Here is a 20,102-nt window from a genome sequence, read left to right as displayed (position 1 = left end):
ATTCCGTGGCGCCACCGGCCCCGCCGGGCCCCGCATCACCCAGATAGGTGAATCCTCCGGGCCGCACCGCGCCCCTCCAGCCGCCCTTGCGACCGGCGCCACCGCCCCCGTACAAGATCCCCAACGGAAAGCTACTGGCCGGTATCAAAGGGGGCGACGGAGATGAACAGGACCGACAGGACGAGGACGGCCGCGCGGACCGACAGGACCCGGCCCGCGGGGCGCGGCGACCTGGCGGGGCCCGGCAGGCCCGGCCCGGCCTCCGCCCCCACACGGCGCGGGCGGCTGCCGCGCTACTGGTTCGCGGAGCGCCTGCTCGCCGTCCTCAGCGGCCACCGGCCGGTCCACTGGATGCTGGGGCACACCGTCGGCGAGGCGTACGAGCAGCTGGTGCTCCTGGCCCCGGCCAGCCCGCTGCGCGCCTCGTGCCGGCCGGTGGTGCGCCACTGCGACGAGTACGTCCCCCGGCCTGGCGTCATCGAGGCCTTCGCGCGCATCGGCGCCGGCGACCACGTACGCGCCATGGCCTTCCGGCTGGAGCAGGGCGCCGACCTGCGCTGGCGGTGCGCGGCCGTAGAAGTGGGGCCGGGCACCCGTACGGTGCCCGGCCCCATCCGGTGACCGCGCGCCTCACGGGCGCGCGGTGCCGCTACTTCTTGCGGCGACGGCCGCCCGTGCTCTTCTGGGCCTTGCGGCGCTCCGCGCGGGTCATACCGTCGGCCTCGGAGCGGGCCGGCTCGTCGCCGTTGTCGAAGTCACCCTCGACGACACCGCCCTCGCCGTCCACCGTCGGCGCGGAGAAGTGCAGCCGGTCCGGGCGCTGCGGGGCGTCCAGGCCCTTGGCCCGGATCTCCGGACGCGCCCCGGCGGGCTCCTTCTCCAGCGACGGCTTGTCGGACGGCGCCGCGTCCTCGACCGGCACCTCCTCGACCTGCTGCTCGACCTGGACCTCCAGGTTGAACAGGTAGCCGACGGACTCCTCCTTGATGCCGTCCATCATGGCGTTGAACATGTCGAAGCCCTCGCGCTGGTACTCGACCAGCGGGTCCTTCTGCGCCATGGCCCGCAGGCCGATGCCCTCCTGGAGGTAGTCCATCTCGTAGAGGTGCTCGCGCCACTTGCGGTCGAGCACCGAGAGGACCACGCGCCGCTCCAGCTCACGCATGATCTCGGAGCCGAGCTGCTCCTCGCGCGCCGCGTACTGCTCGTGGATGTCGTCCTTGATGGACTCGGCGATGAACTCGGCGGTGATGCCCGCGCGGTCGCCCGCCGCCTCCTCCAGCTCCTCCACGGTGACCTTCACCGGGTAGAGCTGCTTGAAGGCGCCCCACAGCCGGTCCAGGTCCCACTCCTCGGCGAAGCCCTCGACGGTCTCCGCCTGGATGTAGGCGTCGATGGTGTCGTCCATGAAGTGCTGCACCTGCTCGTGCAGGTCCTCGCCCTCCAGGACGCGGCGGCGCTCGCCGTAGATGACCTCGCGCTGGCGGTTGAGCACCTCGTCGTACTTCAGGACGTTCTTGCGCGTCTCGAAGTTCTGCTGCTCGACCTGCGACTGGGCCGACGCGATCGCGCGCGTCACCATCTTGTTCTCGATCGGCACGTCGTCCGGCACATTGGCCATCGACATGACGCGCTCGACCATCTGCGCCTTGAACAGGCGCATCAGGTCGTCGCCCAGCGACAGGTAGAAGCGGGACTCGCCCGGGTCGCCCTGACGGCCGGAGCGACCGCGCAGCTGGTTGTCGATACGGCGCGACTCGTGGCGCTCGGTGCCCAGCACGTAGAGGCCGCCGAGCTCCTTGACCTCTTCGAACTCCGCCTTGACGGCCTGCTCGGCCTTCTCCAGGGCGGCGGGCAGCGCCTGCGCCCACTCCTCGACGTGCTCGACCGGGTCCAGGCCGCGCTGGCGCAGCTCCGCCTCGGCGAGGTCGTCCGGGTTGCCGCCGAGCTTGATGTCGGTGCCTCGGCCGGCCATGTTCGTGGCGACGGTGACGGCGCCCTTGCGGCCGGCCTGGGCGACGATCGTCGCCTCCCGGTCGTGCTGCTTGGCGTTCAGCACCTCGTGCTGGATGCCGCGCTTGGAGAGCTGCTGCGAGAGGTACTCGGACTTCTCGACCGAGGTGGTGCCGACCAGGATCGGCTGGCCCTTCTCGTGCTTCTCGGCGATGTCGTCGACCACCGCGTCGAACTTGGCGACCTCGGTCCGGTAGATCAGGTCCGACTGGTCCTTGCGGACCATGGGCTTGTTCGTCGGGATCGGCACGACGCCCAGCTTGTAGATCTGGTGGAACTCGGCGGCCTCGGTCATCGCCGTACCGGTCATGCCGGAGAGCTTGTCGTAGAGGCGGAAGAAGTTCTGGAGGGTGATCGTGGCGAGCGTCTGGTTCTCGTCCTTGATGTCCACCCCTTCCTTCGCCTCGATCGCCTGGTGCATGCCCTCGTTGTAGCGGCGGCCGGCGAGGATACGGCCGGTGTGCTCGTCGACGATCATGACTTCGCCGTCGATGACGACGTAGTCCTTGTCCTTCTTGAACAGTTCCTTCGCCTTGATGGCGTTGTTCAGATAACCGACGAGCGGGGTGTTCACCGACTCGTAGAGGTTGTCGATGCCCAGCCAGTCCTCGACCTTGGCGACGCCGGGCTCGTGGATGGCGACGGTGCGCTTCTTCTCGTCGACCTCGTAGTCGCCGGTCTCCTCGATGCCCTTGAGCGGGTTGCCCGCCTCGCCCTTGGTGAGGCGCGTGACCAGCTTGGCGAAGTCGCCGTACCACTTGGTGGCCTGGTCGGCCGGGCCGGAGATGATCAGCGGCGTACGCGCCTCGTCGACCAGGATGGAGTCGACCTCGTCGACGATCGCGAAGTTGTGACCGCGCTGGACGAGCTCCTCCTGGGACCACGCCATGTTGTCGCGCAGGTAGTCGAAGCCGAACTCGTTGTTCGTTCCGTACGTGATGTCGCAGGCGTACTGCGCGCGGCGCTCGGCGGGCGACATGTTGGCCAGGATGCAGCCGACCTCGAGGCCGAGGAACTTGTGCACCCGGCCCATCATCTCGGAGTCGCGCTCGGCCAGGTAGTCGTTGACCGTGATCAGGTGCACGCCCTTGCCGGAGAGCGCGTTGAGGTAGGCGGGAAGGGTGCCGACGAGGGTCTTGCCCTCACCGGTCTTCATCTCGGCCACATAGCCGAGGTGCAGCGCCGCGCCACCCATCATCTGGACGTCGTAGTGACGCTGGCCGAGGACACGCTTGGCGGCCTCGCGGACGGTGGCGAAGGCTTCCGGGAGCAGGTCGTCCAGGCTCTCCCCGTTCGCGTACCGCTCCTTGTACTCGTCGGTGAGGGCACGGAGCTCGGCGTCGGAGAGGTTCACGAAGTCCTCTTCGATGGAGTTGACCTGGTCCGCGATGCGGTGCAGCTTGCGCAGGATCTTGCCTTCGCCTGCACGCATGAGCTTTGAAAGGACGGACACGGGGGTTGGTCTCCTTGCCGGTCGGGCCTGGCGCGGTCGAGTACGGTTGATTACTTCTGGGCAACGGCCATCGTATGCGAGGACCCGCCCGCGCCGGGAGGTCTGCCATGACGACAACGGACCGGGCGCCCGGAAGGTGCCGGGAAACACGAAAAGCCCTGGCGTCCGTTCAGGTCCCGCACGGAGAATCAGCCGATGGACCCAGTCACCCTCAGCACCGAGCGCCTGCTGCTGCGCCCCGTCGGCCCGCAGGACGCGGAGGACACCTACGCGGCCTGTCAGGACCCCGACATCCAGCGCTGGACCACCGTCCCCTCCCCCTATCTGCGCGAGCACGCCGAGGCCTTCACCGGCACCTTCGCCCCCAACGGCTGGCGGGACGACTCCGACTACACCTTCGCGGTACGTCTGCGAGTCACCCCCGGGGCTGATGGGGTCCATGGGGACAGTGGGGCCGGGGTGTCTGCGGAGGGAGCGGAGGCTCCAAGGACGTCGGAGACGGAAGGCGCGCTGGTGGCGATGGTCGGCCTCATGCGGCGCGGCGAGAACGTCGCCGAACTGGGGTTCTGGGCGGCCAAGGAGCACCGGGGCCGCGGCTATATGACCGAGGCGGCCCTTGCCGCCGCCCGCTGGGCCTTCGAGTCGGCCGGCGTCGAGCGCCTGGAGTGGCGGGCGGAGGTCGGCAACAAGGCCTCGCGCGCGGTGGCCGAGAAGGCGGGCTTCACCGTGGAGGGCACCCTGCGCGCGGGCCTCGTCCACGGCGGCACCCGACGCGACAGCTGGGTGGGCGGCCTCCTCCCCGGCGACCTGGGCCTGCCCACCACGCGCGCGTACCTGCCGGCCCGCACGTGAGGGCAGCGCGGCGGGCCTGAGCCGGGGTGAGCCACGGCCTGCCGCCCGTAGCGCGGGGCGGGCGCGGACGCTTCCCGGGGGGCCTGCGCCCGGGTGGATTGTCAGTGCCGCCGTCTATCGTGCGGAGCATGACCAGCCTGCCGCGCCCCACCGCCCAACTCTCCGCCGACGAGGCCCGTCGCATCGCCCTGCGCGCCCAGGGCTTCATGGGCGCGCCCGACCGCAAGGGCGGGGTCCGGGGCGTGCTGCGGCACCTGGGCGCGGTCCAGCTCGACACGATCTCGGTCCTCGCCCGGTCGCACGAGCTGATTCCGTACGCCCGTCTGGGCGCGGTGGGCCGCAGAGCGGTGGAGTCGGCGTACTGGACGGGCGCCCACGCCTTCGAGTACTGGTCGCACGCCGCCTGCATCCTGCCCGTGGAGGAGTGGCCGCACTTCGCCTTCCGCCGCCGCGCCTACCGCACCCGCCCGCAGTGGCACCACGACCTGCCGGACGGGGCGTACGAGCAGGTGATCAAGCAGCTGCGGGCCGAAGGCCCCCTGACCGCGACGGACTTGGGCGGTGCCAAGAACAAGGGCGAGTGGTGGGACTGGTCGGAGTCGAAGGTCGCCGTCGAACGCGCGCTGATGTACGGCGAGGTGGTGTGCGTCGAACGGCGCGGCTGGAAGCGGGTGTACGACCTGGCCGAGCGCGCCATTCCGGACGTCCATCTGCACGACGAGCTGGACGACGCCGAGTGCCTGCGCCGGCTCGTCGCGCTGGCGGGCCGCTCCCTCGGCGTGGGCACCCGCGCGGACATCGCGGACTACCACCGCCTCAGGGGCGAGCAGGTGGACGCGGTGATCGCCGACTCCGGTCTGGTGCCGGTCACCGTCCAGGGCTGGGACAAGGCGGCCTGGGCGGACCCGCAGGCGCTGGCCACCGAGCCGCGCGGACGCCACCGTACGACGCTGCTCTCACCCTTCGACTCGCTGATCTGGGACCGCGCGCGCACCGAGCGGATCTTCGGCTTCAGCCACCGTCTGGAGGCCTACACCCCGAAGCCGAAGCGGGTGTACGGATACTTCGCGATGCCCCTGCTGGCGGGCGGCAGGCTGCTCGGCCGCGCCGACCCGGCCCGCGAGGGCCGCACCCTGGTGGCCAAGCAGGTCTCCCTGGAGACGCCCAAGGCGATAGCCCCGATGGCGCAGGCCCTGCTGGAGGCGGCGCGGTGGGTGGACTGCGACGCCGTACGGATCGAGCGCGCCGACACTCCGGGGCTCGCCCGTGAGCTGACTGCGGCGATAGCGGCGCTCTGAGCCCTTCCCGGGGCGCTGACCCGGCGTGGGCCACGGGTCGCCGTCCCGCACCGGGCGGGCCGGGTGGAAGGGCGCACCGGTGGGGCGGGCTAGCGGATCTCCAGGATCTTCTCGCGCATCGCGTACACCACCGCCTCCATCCGGGAGTGCAGCTGAAGCTTCTCCAGGATGTTCCGGACGTGGTTCTTCACGGTGTTCTCGGAGATGAACAACTCCTTGGCGATGTCCCGGTTGTTCATCCCGGTCGCCACGAGCTTGAGCACTTCGAGCTCACGGTCGGTGAGCCTCGGCGCGGGCACCAGCCGGCGCTCGTCGGTGCGCTGGATCATCGACTTGAACTCGGTGAGAAGCTTCGACGCCATCGACGGGCTGATCTGCGACTGGCCGTCCGCGACCGCCCGGATGGCGGTCGCCACCTCGTCGGTGGAGATCTCCTTGAGGAGGTAGCCCGTCGCCCCCGCCTTGATCGCGTCGTAGAGGTCGGCCTCCTCGTCGCTGATCGTCAGCATGATGATCTTCGCGCTGGGGGCGACCTCCTTGATGGAGGTGCAGGCCTCGATGCCGCCGCGCCGCGGCATCCGTACGTCCATCAGCACGATGTCGGGCAGCAGGTCCGCCGCCTTGTCCACGGCCTCCGCCCCGTCGCCCGCCTCGCCGACGACCTGGATGTCCTCCTCCGCGGCCAGCACGATCTCCAGGCCCCGGCGGAACAGCGCGTGGTCGTCCACGACCAGGACCCGGATGGGCTCCTTGCGCGAACCCGCCGCTTCCATGCCGGTGGGAGCCCCGTCAGAACCGTCCGGGGCCGACCCGGCGTGCACCGGCCCGAAGCTGTCTGCCATCGTTCCTCCCCCTGAAGGCCATGGCCCAAGTTGGTGTGGCTGCCAACCATGCTCCGGGGAGCAGCGGTTGGTGTGCGACGCCATGATTTCATGCCCGGCCGACCAAGCGGCGCTCCAGAGGTCGCACAGTGGTGCCCCTGGGGGCGCACAAGGCGCTCCAGGGGCACCACCGCTCTCTGGTACGGCGCGCCGCACGGCTTCGTTCAGCGCGCCGCCCGCCAGATCACCCGCCGAGCGCTCCGCCGGCGCCGCTCGCGTCCTCACCGGCCAGCGGGTCCGTCTCCAGGTGGATCACGCCGTAGTCGTAGGCGTGCCGCCGGTAGACGACGCTGGGATGCTTCGTCTCGGAGTCGACGAAGAGGTAGAAGTCGTGTCCGACCAGTTCCATCTCGTAGAGCGCCTGGTCGAGCGTCATCGGGGCGGCGACATGGGTCTTCTCGCGGACCACCAGCGGTCCCTCGCCCTGGACTTCGACCGATCCCATCCGGGTGACCGGAACGCCGTCCTCCTGCGATACGCCCACCGGCTCGCCGTTCGCGTTCAACTCGGCCACGCCCGGGACCACGTCGGCCACCTCGGCGGCCGAGAGCCGGCCGTTGCCCCTGCGGGTGTAGCGCTTGTCGTGCTCCTTGCGCAGCCGCGCCTCCAGCTTGCTGTGAGCCAGGTCGAGGGCTGCGTACGGATCGGCAGCCGCCGCCTCCGCCCGGATCACCGGGCCACGCGAGTGCAGCGTGATCTCCACTCGGTCGGAACGGTCGGCCTGCCGCGGGTTGTGTTCCTTGGACACCTCGACGTCGAGGCTGATTACCTTGCCGTCGAGCTTCTGGATCTTCTCCAGCTTCAGCTTCTCGGCCACGTGCTTGCGGAACCGCTCGGGTACCTCGGTCTTGCGGCCCTTGACGACGATGTCCACGCAGAACTCCGTTCCCGGATCGCTCCGACTCAATCGCGGAGCGTCTCCCTCTTGCACCAGACTCCGGTGGGCACCGGAGTCTCGGACTGGGCGACTTTCACCTCCTCCTCCCCCGTGGGGAAGATCGCCACCCCACCGACTTCAGGTTCGGGGAAGTACCCAGAAGCGAGGCCGTGCATTCCGTGAGGCCGCTTTCGCCATTCCTCATAACCGAACATAGCTCGCTCGGACGGATGTCGGCACCCGCTACCAGCACGTACCTCCATTCAGGCGTTTCATGCCTCTTACTACCTGCAACGATGCGGGTTCCCCGTCAGTTCCGGTTTATTTCGAAGGATGCCGGGGTCGACGCGACGACCGCGGCCGTCGCCGTCCGCTGCGCGAATCCCGGAACCGCGTGCGCCGGGAAACGGCCCGCCGCGCCACCCGTCCCGCCGGCCGCGCACGCGACCGCCCGGGCCGCCTCCACCAGCGAGGCACCCGTCGTCATGAGGTCGTCCACCAGGACCACCCGGCCGCCCTCCAGCAGCCGGTCACCACCGGCCGACACCTCCAGCGCCCCGCTCAGATTCGCCAGCCGCTGCCGGGCGCTCAGCCCCGACTGGTCCGCCACCGCACGCCGCTGACGCAGCACCGCCGCCACCCGCGCGTCCGTACCCGTACGCCGCAACTCGCCCGCCGCCGCCAGGGCGATCCGGCGCGCCGGATCATGCCCGCGCGCCCGCACCGCACGCCGCGCCGACGGCACCGGCACGAGCAGCAGCGGCCCGTCCCGGGGCGCTGCGGCGGCCAACCGCACCGCACCCGCGAGCGCCTGCCCGAGGACCCCGGCCAGCCCCAGGGCACCCCGCTCCTTGTGGGCGAGGAGCACCGCCCGCACGGCGTCCTCGTAGACCGCCGCCGCGTACACCACCGGCAGTCCCGCGGGCTCGGGGGCAGGCCGGACCCGCCGCGCCCGCACACCGAGCAGCGCCGCCGCGCACCGCTCGCACAGCGCCGTACGGGGACTGCCGCAGCCGCCGCAGGCAACCGGCAGCACCAGCCCGGAGATCTCCTGCCACCATCCCCGCATGGCACCCACTCTGCCAACAGCGAGGCTGCCCGGCCACCCCTGTGGAAAACCGCCGGGGGTGGGCAGGCCACCGGTCGGCCCAGCCGTGGAACGGCAGCACCGGGCCGCCCCGGGTGGTCGTGCGCCCGCCCGGGGCGGGCGGGGTCGTCAGCCCGGGTAGACCGGGGAGGAGCCCGTCTTGACCGCCGTCTTCCAGTTGGCGCCCGGCGGCAGTCGGACGATGCCGTCCTCCTTCGAGTGCGCCACCAGCGGCAGCCGCTCGTCGTCCGCGGCGGCGATGTCGGTCACCCGGTTGGCGCCCGGCAGATTGCCCGCCGCCGACAGCGAGCCGTCCGTCTGCATGTAGCGCAACTGCTGCTGGAGGCCGCCGGTCTCCTTGCCGACCACGACGAGGCGGCTGCGGCCGGCCCAGGACACGGCCGTCACATCCTCCATCTGGGGCGCTCCGGGGCGCAGTTCCACCACGGAGACCTGGGGATGGTCCGGGTCGCCGATCCGCTCCACACGGCCGATCCGCAGCGTCGTACGGCCGCCCTCGTTCACCAGGAGCGCGATCCGCACGCTGTCCGCCGACATCCGCACCTGCTCGATGTGCGCCCCGTTCAGACCGGCGACATCGACCTCCTGAGGCTGTCCCTGGCCGTGGTCGAGGTGGAGCAGCCGGGGGTGGGCCGGGTCCCGGTCGGCCACCCACAGATCGTCGCGGCCGTCCCAACTCGGCGCCGAGAGACCGTCCTTCGGGTCCTTGCTCTGGCTCGTCACCGGCGTCTTCACCAGCTCGCCGTCGGACATGATGGGTGCCACGTACAGCGAGCGGCCGTCGTTCGTCACGCCCGCCGCCCGCCTCTCGCGCCGCTCCACCGCGACCGAACGCAGCCGCTGCTCGGCCCGGCCGAACGGCCCGGGGACCAGCTCGGTGACCACGTCACCGTCGGCGCTCTCGGCACTGTCGGCGCCGTCCGCGCCGGCGCCCTCACCGGCACGCATCCGCGCGAGCCGCCCCTGCGCGTCCAGGAAGTACTGGCCGGGCTTGGGCGTGGCGCGCTCCGGCGCGTACTGCTCGGCCTGGTCGCCGCCGAGCACACACAGCTGCGAGCCGTTCGCCCGGTCCAGCTCCACCTGGCCCACCCGTGTCGCGGTCAGATCCCGCAGCGTGAACAGCAGTTGGGCCGCCATCTTGCGGCACTGGCCGCCGCCGACGTTGGACGCCCGCTCGCTGAGCGGCACCTTGAGCGCGTTGCGGTCGTCGAACGCGAGCGCCTTGGTGCCGTCCTTGAGCGCCGTCCCGCTCGGGAAGCGCGAACCCACCACCGGCCGCAGCCAGTTGGTCGGCCCCTCCAGCACGGCCATGACCGTCTGGGTGACCAGGTTCATCTGCGTCTCGGGGTCGTTGCGCTGACGCACGTACACCGGATCGGCGACCAGCCGGTCCTGACCCGACGCGAAGTAGTACTTGTTGACGGAACGGTAGATGCGCTGGAAGTCCGACTGGCCGAGCAGCAGCCCCTCCGGCAGCGTGTCGATGCGCCACTCCTTGCCGCTCGCCGTGTTCTGCCGTACGAGATGGATCGTCTCGTTGTACGTCGACTTCGCTCCGGCCGGCTGGTAGGCGTGCTGCTTGTCCACCACGGCGACCGGCTTGCCGGTCACCGTGAACGTGAAGCTGGAGCTGTCGCCCTTGTCGCTGGTCCGGTTCGGCTGCGGGTTCGGCCCGTCGGCCAGCACCGTCGTCGCCTGATCCGGCTTCCAGGCCCGCGCGGCCTGCGGCGTCAGATACTTGCGCGCCGTCGCGAACTGCGGGTCGTCACTGGTCATCGCCTCCAGGAACCCGTCGACGATCTCGTCGGCAGCCGCCCCCTCACGCGGCGGCACCGCGTACACCTGCACCTGCGAGTCGGCGCGCTGCGACGCCTGCACCGCGTGCACATCACCGCTGTCGGGCATCGACGCGCACCCCGCCACCAGCACACCGCCGCAGCCCAGCAGCGCGGCCGACCGCAGCCGACGGCCGCGGCCCCTCCCCCGATCAGCGCCCACGAGACGATTCCTCCTGGTCGGCGGCTGCCGGGGCAGCCGCTCTGTCAGCAGCCTGCGATGGTACGGACTCGCCCTCCACGCGCGCGTCGGTGACCCGCGGCACCACCCTGGCCCCGCCGCCACCGGGCAGCGCGGTCGGATCGGCGGCCGGCCCGGACGTGCGCGGCGCGGCCGGCGGCCCGGGCGGCACCCCCAGCGAGGAGCGGGTGGCGGCGGGCTGGACCGGCACGCTCGCCAGCCGCAGCCCGTTGCCCTGCTCGGGCGCCGCGCCCAGCCGGGCCCGCTCGCGCGCGGCCCGCGAATCCTCCGGCTCCAGCGGTATCGGAGATCCGCGCAGCGGCTCGTCGGCCGTGCGCGGCAGCGTCAGCCGGAACTGGGAGCCGCCGCCGGGCTCGCCCCAGGCCTGGAGCCAGCCGCCGTGCAGCCGGGCGTCCTCGACGGCGATCGACAGGCCGAGACCGGTGCCCCCGGTCGTCCTGGCCCGGGCCGGGTCGGCCCGCCAGAAGCGGTTGAACACCCGCGTCGCCTCGCCGGGCTTGAGGCCCACTCCGTAGTCGCGCACCGCGATGGCCACCGCGCCTCCGGCCGAGCCCATACGCACCACCACGTCCCGGCCCTCGCCGTGCTCCACGGCGTTGACCACGAGGTTGCGCAGCACCCGCTCGACCCGCCGGGCGTCGGCCTCGGCCACCACCGGCTGCTCGTCGCCGACCACCCGTATCCGGCTGCCCTTGCGCTCGGCGAGCGGCTCGGCACCCTCGATCACCCGGCGTACGACGTCCCGCAGGTCTATCGGCTCGGCCTCCAGGGCCGCCGCGCCCGCGTCGAACCGGCTGATCTCCAGGAGGTCCGCCAGCAGCGACTCGAACCGGTCCAGCTGCCCGGCCAGCAGCTCCGCCGACCGCGCCGTCACCGGATCGAAGTCGACGCGCGCCTCGTGGATGACGTCCGCCGCCATCCGTACGGTCGTCAGCGGCGTCCGCAGTTCGTGCGAGACATCGGAGACGAACCGCCGCTGCATCCGCGACAGCTCCTCCAACTGCTGGATCTTGACCTGGAGGTTCTGCGCCATCTTGTTGAAGGCCTCGCCGAGGCGCGCGATGTCGTCCTCACCGGTGACCTTCATCCGTTCCTGCAGCTTGGCCGCGGAGAGCCGCTCCGCGATCTGCGCCGCCATCCGGACCGGGGTGACGACCTGGCGCACCACCAGCCAGGCGATCGCTCCCAGCAGCACCACCAGGAACAGCCCGGCGGTCGCGAGGGTGCCCTTGACCAGGCTCAGCGTCTTCTCCTCCTGCGCCAGCGGGAAGAGGTAGTACAGCTGGTAGGCCTGGCCGTCGACGTCCTTCAGCTTGGTCCCGATGACCAGCCCCGGCTTGGGCTCCTGGCCGTCGAGGTACTTGATCGAGGCGTACGTCTTGTACGCTCCCGTGCCCTGGTCGACATCCTCCCGCAGGCTCTGCGGGACGCTCGCGACCGGGTCCACACCGCCCGAGGCGCGCGGGCCCCGGTTGCTGGAGCCCGAGTCCTCGGAGTCGGCGCTCAGCGCGACCACGTAGAACGCGCCCTGGCCACCGCTGGCGAGCTGGGTCACCAGCTCGCTGCGCCAGGTCACCGAGCTGCCGGCCCGTCCGTCGGAGCCGCCGTCGTCCTGTCCGCCCGGCGCCGCCGGGGCACTGGCCTTGTCCTTGGCCACGGCGAAGCCGCCCGCGGACTGGCTCTCGGACGCCTTCTCCTTGGTGACGAGGAGCCCGTTGCGCACCTGACCGATGACAACGAACCCGAGCAGCAGCACCACACCCAGCGACATCAGCAGGGTGGAGGCGACCACCCGCAGCTGGATGTTGCGCCGCCACAACCGCACCGCGGGCAGCAGCGGACGCCGCACCCAGCGCACGAACAACCTCAGCACGGGGCTGCCGGGCGTACCCTCCTGAAGGATCCGCCCGCCCCATGACGTCTTCCGTCCCACACCAGCAGCCCGCCCCCCACGGACCCCGGGCTTCCCGGGCTTCGGAGCAGCACCGCCGCGGGACATGTCAGCTCGGTCCGGCCTTGTAACCGACACCACGGACGGTCACCACGATCTCCGGACGCTCGGGGTCCTTCTCGACCTTCGAGCGGAGCCGCTGCACATGCACATTCACCAGCCGCGTGTCCGCCGCGTGCCGGTACCCCCACACCTGCTCCAGGAGCACCTCACGGGTGAACACCTGCCACGGCTTGCGCGCCAGCGCGACCAGCAGGTCGAACTCCAGCGGGGTCAGGGCGATGGACTGCCCGTCCCGCTTCACGGAGTGACCCGCCACGTCGATCACCAGATCGCCGATCGCCAGCTGCTCCGGCGCCGGCTCCTCCGACCTCCTCAGGCGCGCCCGGATACGGGCGACCAGCTCCTTCGGCTTGAACGGCTTCACGATGTAGTCGTCCGCCCCGGACTCCAGGCCGACCACCACATCCACCGTGTCGCTCTTGGCGGTGAGCATCACGATCGGCACGCCGGACTCGGCCCTGATCAGCCTGCAGACCTCGATGCCGTCCCGTCCGGGCAGCATGAGGTCCAGCAGTACCAGGTCCGGCTTGGCCTCACGGAATGCCGCCAGTGCCTTGTCGCCGTCCGCTACGAACGACGGCTCAAAACCTTCTCCACGCAGCACAATGCCGAGCATCTCGGCCAGCGCGGTGTCGTCGTCGACGACAAGGACGCGTCCCTTCATAAACGTCATCATCCCATTAGCTAATCGTTACCTGGCGTGACCTGGCACACAGCTCTCTCAGACCGCCGCCGGTGACGGGTGAGAGAACACCTTCCTCGGTGACGATCGCCGTCACCAACTCGGGGGGCGTCACATCGAACGCGGGGTTGTACGCCTGCGTCCCCAGCGGCGCCACGGGCAGCCCGACACCCGCCCCCCACCCGGCCGCAGGAGCCTGCGGTCCGGTGAGCTCCGTCACCTCCTGCCCGGGACGCTGCTCGACCTCGATCGACGCCCCGTCGGGAGTCTCCAGATCCACCGTCGTGACCGGCGCCACCACGATGAACGGCACGTGGTGGTACTTGGCGAGCACCGCGAGCGGATAGCTCCCCACCTTGTTCGCCACCGACCCGTCGGCCGCTATCCGGTCCGCCCCCACCAGCACGGCGTCCACCTCCCCCGCCGCGAACAGCGACCCCGCGGCATTGTCGGTCAGCAAGCTGTACGCCATTCCGCTGCGTGCCGCTTCGTACGCCGTCAGTCTGGCCCCTTGGAGCAGTGGCCGCGTCTCGTCGACCCACAGCCGCCGCAGCCGGCCCGCCCGGTGCGCGGCCAGCGCCACCGCGAACGCGGTGCCCTCACCCCCCGAGACCAACCGCCCGGTATTACAGTGCGTGAGCACCCGGTGGCTTCCGCCGGGCAGCAGCTCGTCGAGCAGGGCCAAGCCGTGGGCCGCCATCCTGACACTGGCCTCCGCGTCCGCCCGATGCAGGGCCCTCGCAGCCGCCAGGGCCGCCGCCCCCGCCTCCTGGGGACCCGCGCCCCTGTCCAGCGCCGCCTGATACGCCCCGACCGCCAGCCGCACCCCGTACCCGAGGTTCACCGCGGTGGGCCGCGCCGCCGCCAGCAGAGCCGCGGCCTCCTGCACGTCGTAGCCGCGCACCCCGGCCAGCGCCACCCCGTACGCCCCGGCAATACCCAGCAGCGGCGCCCCGCGGACGGCCAGCGTCTGGATGGCGCGCACCAGCCCCGGCACATCCGTACAGACCAGCTCCACCTCCTCGGCAGGCAGCCGGGTCTGGTCGAGGAGCACCAGCACCGGCCCCTCCGGCGGCTCGTCCCAGCGCAGCTGTTCCAGTCCCGACGGCTCGGAGCCCACGGTGGATCGCACCTCGTGATCAGCCATCCGCCCAGTCTGCCCGGTGAGCCACCGACAATTGAAGGTGCTAACGAGATACGGGGCCGGTCCACGGCCCGGAACCGCATGGCACGATGGCTGCCGACCCCAAGGAGCCGGCTCGTCGAGCTGGTCCCACGACCAATCCACGAGGTGGACGACCGTGAACGACTCTCCGGGCTGGGCTTCGCCCGGATCGGCCCCCTCCGATGGCGAGGACACCGGCGCGCCCGGGCAGCCCGAGCCCTCCGACCGGGCCCGCGCGTCCTCGCAGTGGTCCCGGAACCAGCCTCCGGCGGGCCAGTGGTCGCCTCCGGCCGCCACCCCGGGCCAGGGCACGCCCCCGCCCCCGCCGGGCCCTCCTGGGCCCCAGCAGGGCGGCTGGGGCCCGCCTCCGGCTCCCGGCGGCCACTGGAACTCCGGCTGGGGCCCCGCGCCCGCCGCCAAGCCCGGTGTCATCCCGCTCCGCCCCCTCGGGGTCGGTGAGATCCTCGACGGCGCGGTGTCGACGATGCGCGCCCACTGGCGCACCGTCCTCGGGCTGACCCTCACGGTCGCCGTGATCACCCAGATCGCGGACATCCTCGTCCAGCGCTATCTGCTGCCGGACCCGCCGGAGATCGACGCGAACGCCACCGGCACCGAGGCCCTCGACCAGGCCATGGACTCGCTGCGGTCGAGCATGCTCAGCCTGCTGCCCGTCGGGGCCCTCGCGCTCGTCGGCACGCTCTTCGTCACGGCGGTCCTCACCGTCGTCATCAGCCGCTCCGTGCTGGGGCGACCGGTGACGCTGCGGGAGGCCTGGACCGAGGCCCGGCCGAGGCTGCTGCCCCTGCTCGGCCTGCTGGTGCTGCTGCCCCTGATGGCCGGCGCGGTCGTCGGCGTCGGTGTCCTGCCCGGCGTGCTCATCGGGTCCGACGCCGGCGCGGCACTGGCCGCGCTCGGCGGGCTGGCCGCCTTCGTACTCGTGATCTGGCTGCTGGTCCGGTTCAGCCTCGCCGCGCCCGCGCTGATGCTGGAGCGCCAGAGCCTGATGAAGTCCCTGCGCCGGTCCGCCAAGCTGGTGCGCGGCGCCTGGTGGCGGATCTTCGGCATCACACTGCTGACGATTCTCCTGACGTCCATCGTCTCGATGATCATCGCGATCCCGTTCACCGTGACCGGAATGATCGTCGACGACGGCGGCTCCGGCAGCCTCTTCTCCGGAAACACCTCCGACTTCGGCTGGCCCTTCCTGATCATCACCGGGATCGGCGCCGTGATCGGCTCGGCGATCACCTACCCGATCTCCGCCGGCGTGGCCGCGCTGCTCTACATCGACCAGCGCATCCGCCGCGAAGCCCTCGACCTCGACCTCGCCCGCGCCGCCAATCTGCCGGGCTACGAGATCTCCGGGAGCTGATGCGGTGTCCGCGACGGGGGGCGCGATCACAGTGCGGCTGCTGGTCCGAGCGGCCGGTGAACCACCGGTGGACATTCCACGTGTGCCAGCCCGCGAGGCGGCACGGCGCGAACTGTCCAAGCCGATGTACCACGAGAACGACCCGAACCTGCTGGAGCGCGCCCTCGACCGCTTCTGGGACTGGGTCGGCGGTCTGTTCGAGGCCGCCTCGGGCGCGACCCCGGGTGGAGCGCTCGGGCTGGTCGCCATCGCCGTGTTCGCCCTGGCCCTGATCGCCGCCCTGTGGTGGCGGCTGGGCACGCCGCAGCGCGCTGTCTCCACCCTCGGCACGGTCTTCGACGACCGTCCGCGCAGCGCGGCGGAGCACCGCGCCACGGCCGAGGCCCACGCCGCCGTCGGCCGCTGGACCCAGGCCGTCCAGGAACGGATGCGTGCGGTCGTCCGCTCCCTGGAGGAGCGCGCCCTCCTCGACCCGCGCCCCGGCCGCACCGCCGGCGAGGCCGCCGCCGAGGCGGGCCGTTCCCTGCCCGGCCACGCCGCCCGACTCCGCGCCGCCGCGCGCGAGTTCGACGACGTCACATACGGCGGCCGTACGGCGAACCGAGCCGCGTACGACCGGCTGCGCGACCTCGACACCGACCTGGAACGCACGAAGCCGGATCTCAGTGCCCTCGCCCAGCGCCCGGCGGCGCAAGCGGCTGCACGGGCGGCCTCCGAATGACCGGCACCCGGGCGCCCGCCGCCTCTTCCGCCTCCACGTCCACCGACGCGACGGTTCGTCAGCTCTGGACGCGCAGCCGCGGACTGCTGCTCGCCGCCGTGATCCTCCTGGTCGCCGGAATCGCCCTGGCCGCCACCCGCTCCGGCGACCAGCACGGCCGTCTCGATCCCCGCTCGGCGGACCGCTACGGCAGCCGCGCCGTCGCGGAACTCCTCAGGGCCCAGGGCGTCTCCACCCGTGTGACCACCACCCTCGACGCCGCCGCCCGGGCCACGGGGCCGGACACCACACTCCTGGTCACCGCCCCCAATCTGCTCACCACCTCCCAGCAGCACCGGCTCCACGACGCCGCCGCCGACTCCGGCGGCCGAACCGTGCTGCTCGCCCCCGGCTCGCCCTCCCTTCCCGTGCTCGCCCCCGGAGTACGGGAAGAGGGTTCCTCCTCGGTCGGCAACCGCGAGCCGAACTGCTCCCTGCCCGTGGCAGCCCGCGCCGGAAGCGCCGACACCGGAGGCGTCCGCTACGTCGCCCCGGACCGGACCGACGAGGCCTGCTACCCGGCGGGCGGACTGCCGACCCTGCTCCGGATACCGGCTCGCGCCCAGGGCGGTGACACCGTCCTGCTCGGCGCCCCCGACATCCTTTACAACCACCGCCTCGACAAGCAGGGCAACGCCTCGCTCGCCCTTCAACTCCTCGGCTCCCGCCCCCATCTGGTCTGGTACCTCCCCTCGCTCGGTGATGTCTCGGCCACCGACGGCGGTGACCGCAGCTTCTTCGACCTCGTCCCGTCCGGATGGCTCTGGGCCACCCTTCAGCTCATGCTCGCGGCCGTCCTCGCCGCCGTCTGGCGCGCCCGACGCCTCGGCCCGCTGGTGACCGAGCACCTCCCGGTCGCCGTCCGCGCGTCCGAGACCACCGAGGGCCGGGCCCGCCTCTACCGCAGGGCCAACGCCCGCGACCGCGCGTCCGACGCCCTGCGTTCGGCCGCTCGCACCCGTCTTGCCCCCCTCCTGGGCGTGCCCGCCGCATCCGCGCACGCGCCCGAACTCCTCGTCCCCGCCGTCTCCGCCCGGATCCCCTCGGCCGAACGGGACCTGCGTGTCCTGCTCTTCGGCCCGGCCCCGGCCGACGACGCCGCACTGGTCCGCCTCGCGGACGAACTAGACGCCCTCGAAAGAGAGGTACGCACCTCATGAGCGACCGAACCCCGGCGACCGCAGCGAACCCGGATCACGCCCGCGCCTCCCTGGAGGCCCTGCGCGCCGAGATCGCCAAGGCCGTGGTCGGCCAGGACTCCGCCGTGACGGGCCTGGTCGTGGCCCTGCTCTGCCGCGGCCATGTCCTTCTGGAAGGAGTGCCCGGCGTCGCCAAGACACTCTTGGTGCGCTCGCTCGCCGCCTCACTCGAACTCGACACCAAGCGCGTGCAGTTCACCCCCGATCTGATGCCCAGTGATGTCACCGGTTCGCTGATCTACGACGCCCGCACCGCCGAGTTCTCCTTCCAGGCCGGCCCGGTGTTCACCAATCTGCTGCTCGCGGACGAGATCAACCGCACTCCCCCGAAGACCCAGTCCTCCCTCCTCGAAGCCATGGAGGAGCGACAGGTCACGGTCGACGGCACGCCGCGCCCGCTTCCCGAGCCGTTCCTGGTCGCCGCCACACAGAACCCCGTTGAGTACGAGGGCACGTATCCCCTGCCGGAAGCCCAGCTGGACCGCTTCCTGCTGAAGCTGACGGTGCCCCTGCCCTCACGGGCGGACGAGATCAACGTCCTGACCCGTCACGCCGAGGGCTTCAATCCTCGTGACCTCCAGGCGGCCGGAGTCCGTCCCGTCGCGGGAGCCGCCGATCTGGAAGCAGCCCGCGCCGCCGTCGCCAAGACCTCGGTCTCGGCGGAGATCACCGGCTATGTCGTCGATATCTGTCGTGCCACGCGTGAATCCCCCTCACTCAGCCTCGGTGTCTCCCCCCGAGGCGCCACCGCCCTGCTTTCCACCGCTCGCGCCTGGGCCTGGCTCACGGGCCGGGACTATGTCACTCCCGACGACGTGAAGGCCTTGGCCCTCCCCACCCTGCGCCACCGCATCCAGCTGCGTCCCGAGGCGGAGATGGAGGGCGTCACCGCCGACTCCGTCATCACCTCGGTCCTCGCCCACGTCCCCGTCCCCCGCTGAGGCGGCGGCCGTGGCTCTCACCGGACGCACTGCCCTGCTCGCTGCTTTCGGATCCGTCCCTGTCGGCGTATGGGCCCCGAGCTGGGCGGGAATGCTCGCGGTCAACGCCCCCCTCACACTCGCAATGATGTGCGACTACGCCCTCGCCGCGCCAGTGCGAAAGCTTCAATTCACCCGAAACGGTGATACATCAGTTCGACTGGGTGACGCCGCCGAGGTCGTCCTCACCGTTACCAATCCCTCAAGCCGTCCGCTGCGGGCCAAGCTCCGCGACGCCTGGCCGCCCAGCAGCTGGCCGTCCCAGGCCGAACAGGACGCCTCCCGGCACACCTTGGCGGTCCCGGCCGGCGAACGCCGGCGGGTCACCACGGCCCTGCGCCCGACCCGCCGCGGCGACCGCCGCTCCGAGCGGATCACCGTCCGCTCCTACGGGCCCCTCGGCCTCGTCTCCCGCCAAGGCAGCCACCACGTCCCCTGGACCCTGCGCGTCCTGCCGCCTTTCACCAGCCGCAAGCACCTGCCGTCGCGGCTCGCCCGGTTGCGGGAACTCGACGGCCGCACCAGCGTGCTGACCCGGGGCGAGGGAACCGAGTTCGACAGTCTGCGCTCGTACGTCGCCGGCGATGACACCCGGTCCATCGACTGGCGCGCCACCGCGAGACAGAACGCCGTGGCCGTACGCACCTGGCGCCCGGAGCGCGACCGCCACATCCTCATCGTCCTCGACACGGGCCGTACGTCGGCCGGCCGCGTGGGAGACATTCCCCGCCTGGACGCCGCCATGGACGCCGCGCTGCTTCTGGCGGCGCTCGCCTCCCGCGCCGGCGACCGCGTAGACCTCCTCGCGTACGACCGACGCGTACGAGCCCAAGTACGGGGCCGCTCCGCCGGCGAACTCCTGCCTGCTCTGGTCAACGCGATGGCTCCACTTGAGCCCGAACTCGTGGAAACGGATGCCCGAGGTCTGAGTGCCGCCGCCCTCGCCAACGCCCCGCGGCGTTCGCTGATCGTATTGCTCACCAGCCTGGACGCGGCTCCGGTCGAGGAAGGTCTGCTGCCCGTCCTGCCGCAGCTCACCAAGCGCCATACGGTCCTGGTCGCGTCGATCGCAGACCCGCGTATCAAGGCAATGGCGGAGGCACGTGGCACTGTGGATGCCGTCTACGAAGCCGCTGCGGCCAGCCGCACCCAGCAAGAGCGCCGCCACACGGCCGAACAGCTGATGCGGCATGGAGCCACCGTCGTGGATGCCACCCCGGATGGGCTGGCTCCGGCTTTGGCGGATGCCTATCTGGAGCTGAAGGCCGCAGGACGGCTCTGACGCGGCCATCACGGGTACGAGCGCGACCTGATCGGGTCCTGAACGCAAAAATGCCTCAACCCCCGGCCCAAAAGGGCACGGGGGTTGAGGCTAAAGATTGTTCGGCGGCGTCCTACTCTCCCACAG

At 71.6% G+C, this 20,102-nt stretch carries 16 protein-coding genes; 8 read left to right on the top strand and 8 right to left on the bottom strand.

Translation table 11 applies throughout. The annotated features are described in order from the left end of the window. Positions 1 to 162 precede the first annotated feature (162 nt). On the top strand, positions 163 to 621 hold the full coding sequence (locus ACZ5ID_RS15245) for an Rv3235 family protein (protein WP_468897529.1): 459 nt from the start codon (positions 163 to 165) through the stop codon (positions 619 to 621). A 28-nt stretch (positions 622 to 649) separates the two neighbouring features. On the opposite strand, the gene secA is transcribed toward ACZ5ID_RS15245, so the two are convergent. Next, positions 650 to 3,466, bottom strand: a complete 2,817-nt coding sequence (gene secA, locus ACZ5ID_RS15240; RefSeq protein ID WP_468897527.1) for a preprotein translocase subunit SecA — start codon at positions 3,464 to 3,466, stop codon at positions 650 to 652. Between the two features lie 195 nt (positions 3,467 to 3,661). Here secA and ACZ5ID_RS15235 point away from each other — a divergent pair, with 195 nt between their 5' ends. Together ACZ5ID_RS15235 and ACZ5ID_RS15230 are read left to right on the top strand one after the other, a co-directional pair. Continuing rightward, positions 3,662 to 4,318 carry a GNAT family N-acetyltransferase gene (locus tag ACZ5ID_RS15235; protein ID WP_468897525.1) on the top strand — a complete coding sequence of 219 codons (657 nt, stop codon included), beginning with the start codon at positions 3,662 to 3,664 and terminating at the stop codon, positions 4,316 to 4,318. A 128-nt stretch (positions 4,319 to 4,446) separates the two neighbouring features. Then, the gene (locus ACZ5ID_RS15230) at positions 4,447 to 5,616 is read left to right on the top strand and encodes a winged helix-turn-helix domain-containing protein (protein ID WP_468897524.1); all 1,170 of its coding nucleotides are present in this window, start codon (positions 4,447 to 4,449) and stop codon (positions 5,614 to 5,616) included. An 89-nt stretch (positions 5,617 to 5,705) separates the two neighbouring features. On the opposite strand, the gene ACZ5ID_RS15225 is transcribed toward ACZ5ID_RS15230, so the two are convergent. The 7 genes from ACZ5ID_RS15225 to mtnA form a co-directional block, all read right to left on the bottom strand. After that, on the bottom strand, positions 5,706 to 6,458 hold the full coding sequence (locus ACZ5ID_RS15225) for a response regulator (protein ID WP_468897522.1): 753 nt from the start codon (positions 6,456 to 6,458) through the stop codon (positions 5,706 to 5,708). Positions 6,459 to 6,681: 223 nt separating this feature from the next. Continuing rightward, a complete protein-coding gene (gene hpf / locus ACZ5ID_RS15220; RefSeq protein WP_468897520.1) occupies positions 6,682 to 7,371 on the bottom strand; it encodes a ribosome hibernation-promoting factor, HPF/YfiA family in 690 nt (229 codons plus the stop codon). Between the two features lie 313 nt (positions 7,372 to 7,684). Beyond that, on the bottom strand, positions 7,685 to 8,443 hold the full coding sequence (locus ACZ5ID_RS15215) for a ComF family protein (RefSeq protein WP_468897518.1): 759 nt from the start codon (positions 8,441 to 8,443) through the stop codon (positions 7,685 to 7,687). A 147-nt stretch (positions 8,444 to 8,590) separates the two neighbouring features. Further along, positions 8,591 to 10,480: an LpqB family beta-propeller domain-containing protein gene (locus ACZ5ID_RS15210; RefSeq protein WP_468897517.1), complete on the bottom strand. Its 1,890-nt coding sequence runs from the start codon at positions 10,478 to 10,480 to the stop codon at positions 8,591 to 8,593. Next, positions 10,470 to 12,518, bottom strand: coding sequence for an MtrAB system histidine kinase MtrB (gene mtrB, locus ACZ5ID_RS15205; RefSeq protein ID WP_468897515.1), 2,049 nt, complete (start codon positions 12,516 to 12,518; stop codon positions 10,470 to 10,472). Before mtrB ends, ACZ5ID_RS15210 begins: the two co-directional genes overlap by 11 nt. Before the next feature lies 1 nt (position 12,519). Continuing rightward, positions 12,520 to 13,209, bottom strand: coding sequence for a two-component system response regulator MtrA (mtrA, locus tag ACZ5ID_RS15200; RefSeq protein WP_188278465.1), 690 nt, complete (start codon positions 13,207 to 13,209; stop codon positions 12,520 to 12,522). 4 nt (positions 13,210 to 13,213) lie between these two features. After that, complete coding sequence (mtnA, locus tag ACZ5ID_RS15195; protein WP_468897513.1) at positions 13,214 to 14,362, bottom strand: S-methyl-5-thioribose-1-phosphate isomerase; 1,149 nt, start codon at positions 14,360 to 14,362, stop codon at positions 13,214 to 13,216. A 154-nt stretch (positions 14,363 to 14,516) separates the two neighbouring features. Here mtnA and ACZ5ID_RS15190 point away from each other — a divergent pair, with 154 nt between their 5' ends. From ACZ5ID_RS15190 to ACZ5ID_RS15170, 5 genes are read left to right on the top strand one after another with little or no spacing between them, the layout of a single operon-like run. Beyond that, on the top strand, positions 14,517 to 15,755 hold the full coding sequence (locus ACZ5ID_RS15190; RefSeq protein WP_468897511.1) for a DUF7847 domain-containing protein: 1,239 nt from the start codon (positions 14,517 to 14,519) through the stop codon (positions 15,753 to 15,755). A gap of 4 nt (positions 15,756 to 15,759) precedes the next feature. After that, positions 15,760 to 16,476 carry a DUF4129 domain-containing protein gene (locus tag ACZ5ID_RS15185; protein ID WP_468897509.1) on the top strand — a complete coding sequence of 239 codons (717 nt, stop codon included), beginning with the start codon at positions 15,760 to 15,762 and terminating at the stop codon, positions 16,474 to 16,476. Further along, entirely contained in the window at positions 16,473 to 17,675 is a 1,203-nt protein-coding gene (locus ACZ5ID_RS15180; protein ID WP_468897508.1) for a DUF4350 domain-containing protein, read from the top strand. Before ACZ5ID_RS15185 ends, ACZ5ID_RS15180 begins: the two co-directional genes overlap by 4 nt. Continuing rightward, a complete protein-coding gene (locus ACZ5ID_RS15175) occupies positions 17,672 to 18,655 on the top strand; it encodes an AAA family ATPase (RefSeq protein WP_468897506.1) in 984 nt (327 codons plus the stop codon). Before ACZ5ID_RS15180 ends, ACZ5ID_RS15175 begins: the two co-directional genes overlap by 4 nt. 10 nt (positions 18,656 to 18,665) lie before the next feature. Then, positions 18,666 to 19,976 (top strand): DUF58 domain-containing protein, encoded by a 1,311-nt coding sequence (locus ACZ5ID_RS15170; protein ID WP_468897505.1) that lies wholly within the window; start codon positions 18,666 to 18,668, stop codon positions 19,974 to 19,976. Positions 19,977 to 20,102 lie beyond the last annotated feature (126 nt).

This window comes from Streptomyces sp. NPDC031670, assembly GCF_055580545.1.
Note: the sequence above shows the minus strand (reverse complement) of the source record. Positions and strands in the feature narration are given on the sequence as shown.

Coding starts and splice junctions, on each gene's coding strand:
- ACZ5ID_RS15245 (WP_468897529.1), top strand. CDS start 163: ATGAACAGGACCGACAGGACGAGGACGGCCGCGCGGACCGACAGGACC.
- ACZ5ID_RS15235 (WP_468897525.1), top strand. CDS start 3,662: ATGGACCCAGTCACCCTCAGCACCGAGCGCCTGCTGCTGCGCCCCGTC.
- ACZ5ID_RS15230 (WP_468897524.1), top strand. CDS start 4,447: ATGACCAGCCTGCCGCGCCCCACCGCCCAACTCTCCGCCGACGAGGCC.
- ACZ5ID_RS15225 (WP_468897522.1), bottom strand. CDS start 6,458: ATGGCAGACAGCTTCGGGCCGGTGCACGCCGGGTCGGCCCCGGACGGT.
- ACZ5ID_RS15215 (WP_468897518.1), bottom strand. CDS start 8,443: ATGCGGGGATGGTGGCAGGAGATCTCCGGGCTGGTGCTGCCGGTTGCC.
- mtrB (WP_468897515.1), bottom strand. CDS start 12,518: ATGTCCCGCGGCGGTGCTGCTCCGAAGCCCGGGAAGCCCGGGGTCCGT.
- mtrA (WP_188278465.1), bottom strand. CDS start 13,209: ATGATGACGTTTATGAAGGGACGCGTCCTTGTCGTCGACGACGACACC.
- mtnA (WP_468897513.1), bottom strand. CDS start 14,362: ATGGCTGATCACGAGGTGCGATCCACCGTGGGCTCCGAGCCGTCGGGA.
- ACZ5ID_RS15180 (WP_468897508.1), top strand. CDS start 16,473: ATGACCGGCACCCGGGCGCCCGCCGCCTCTTCCGCCTCCACGTCCACC.
- ACZ5ID_RS15175 (WP_468897506.1), top strand. CDS start 17,672: ATGAGCGACCGAACCCCGGCGACCGCAGCGAACCCGGATCACGCCCGC.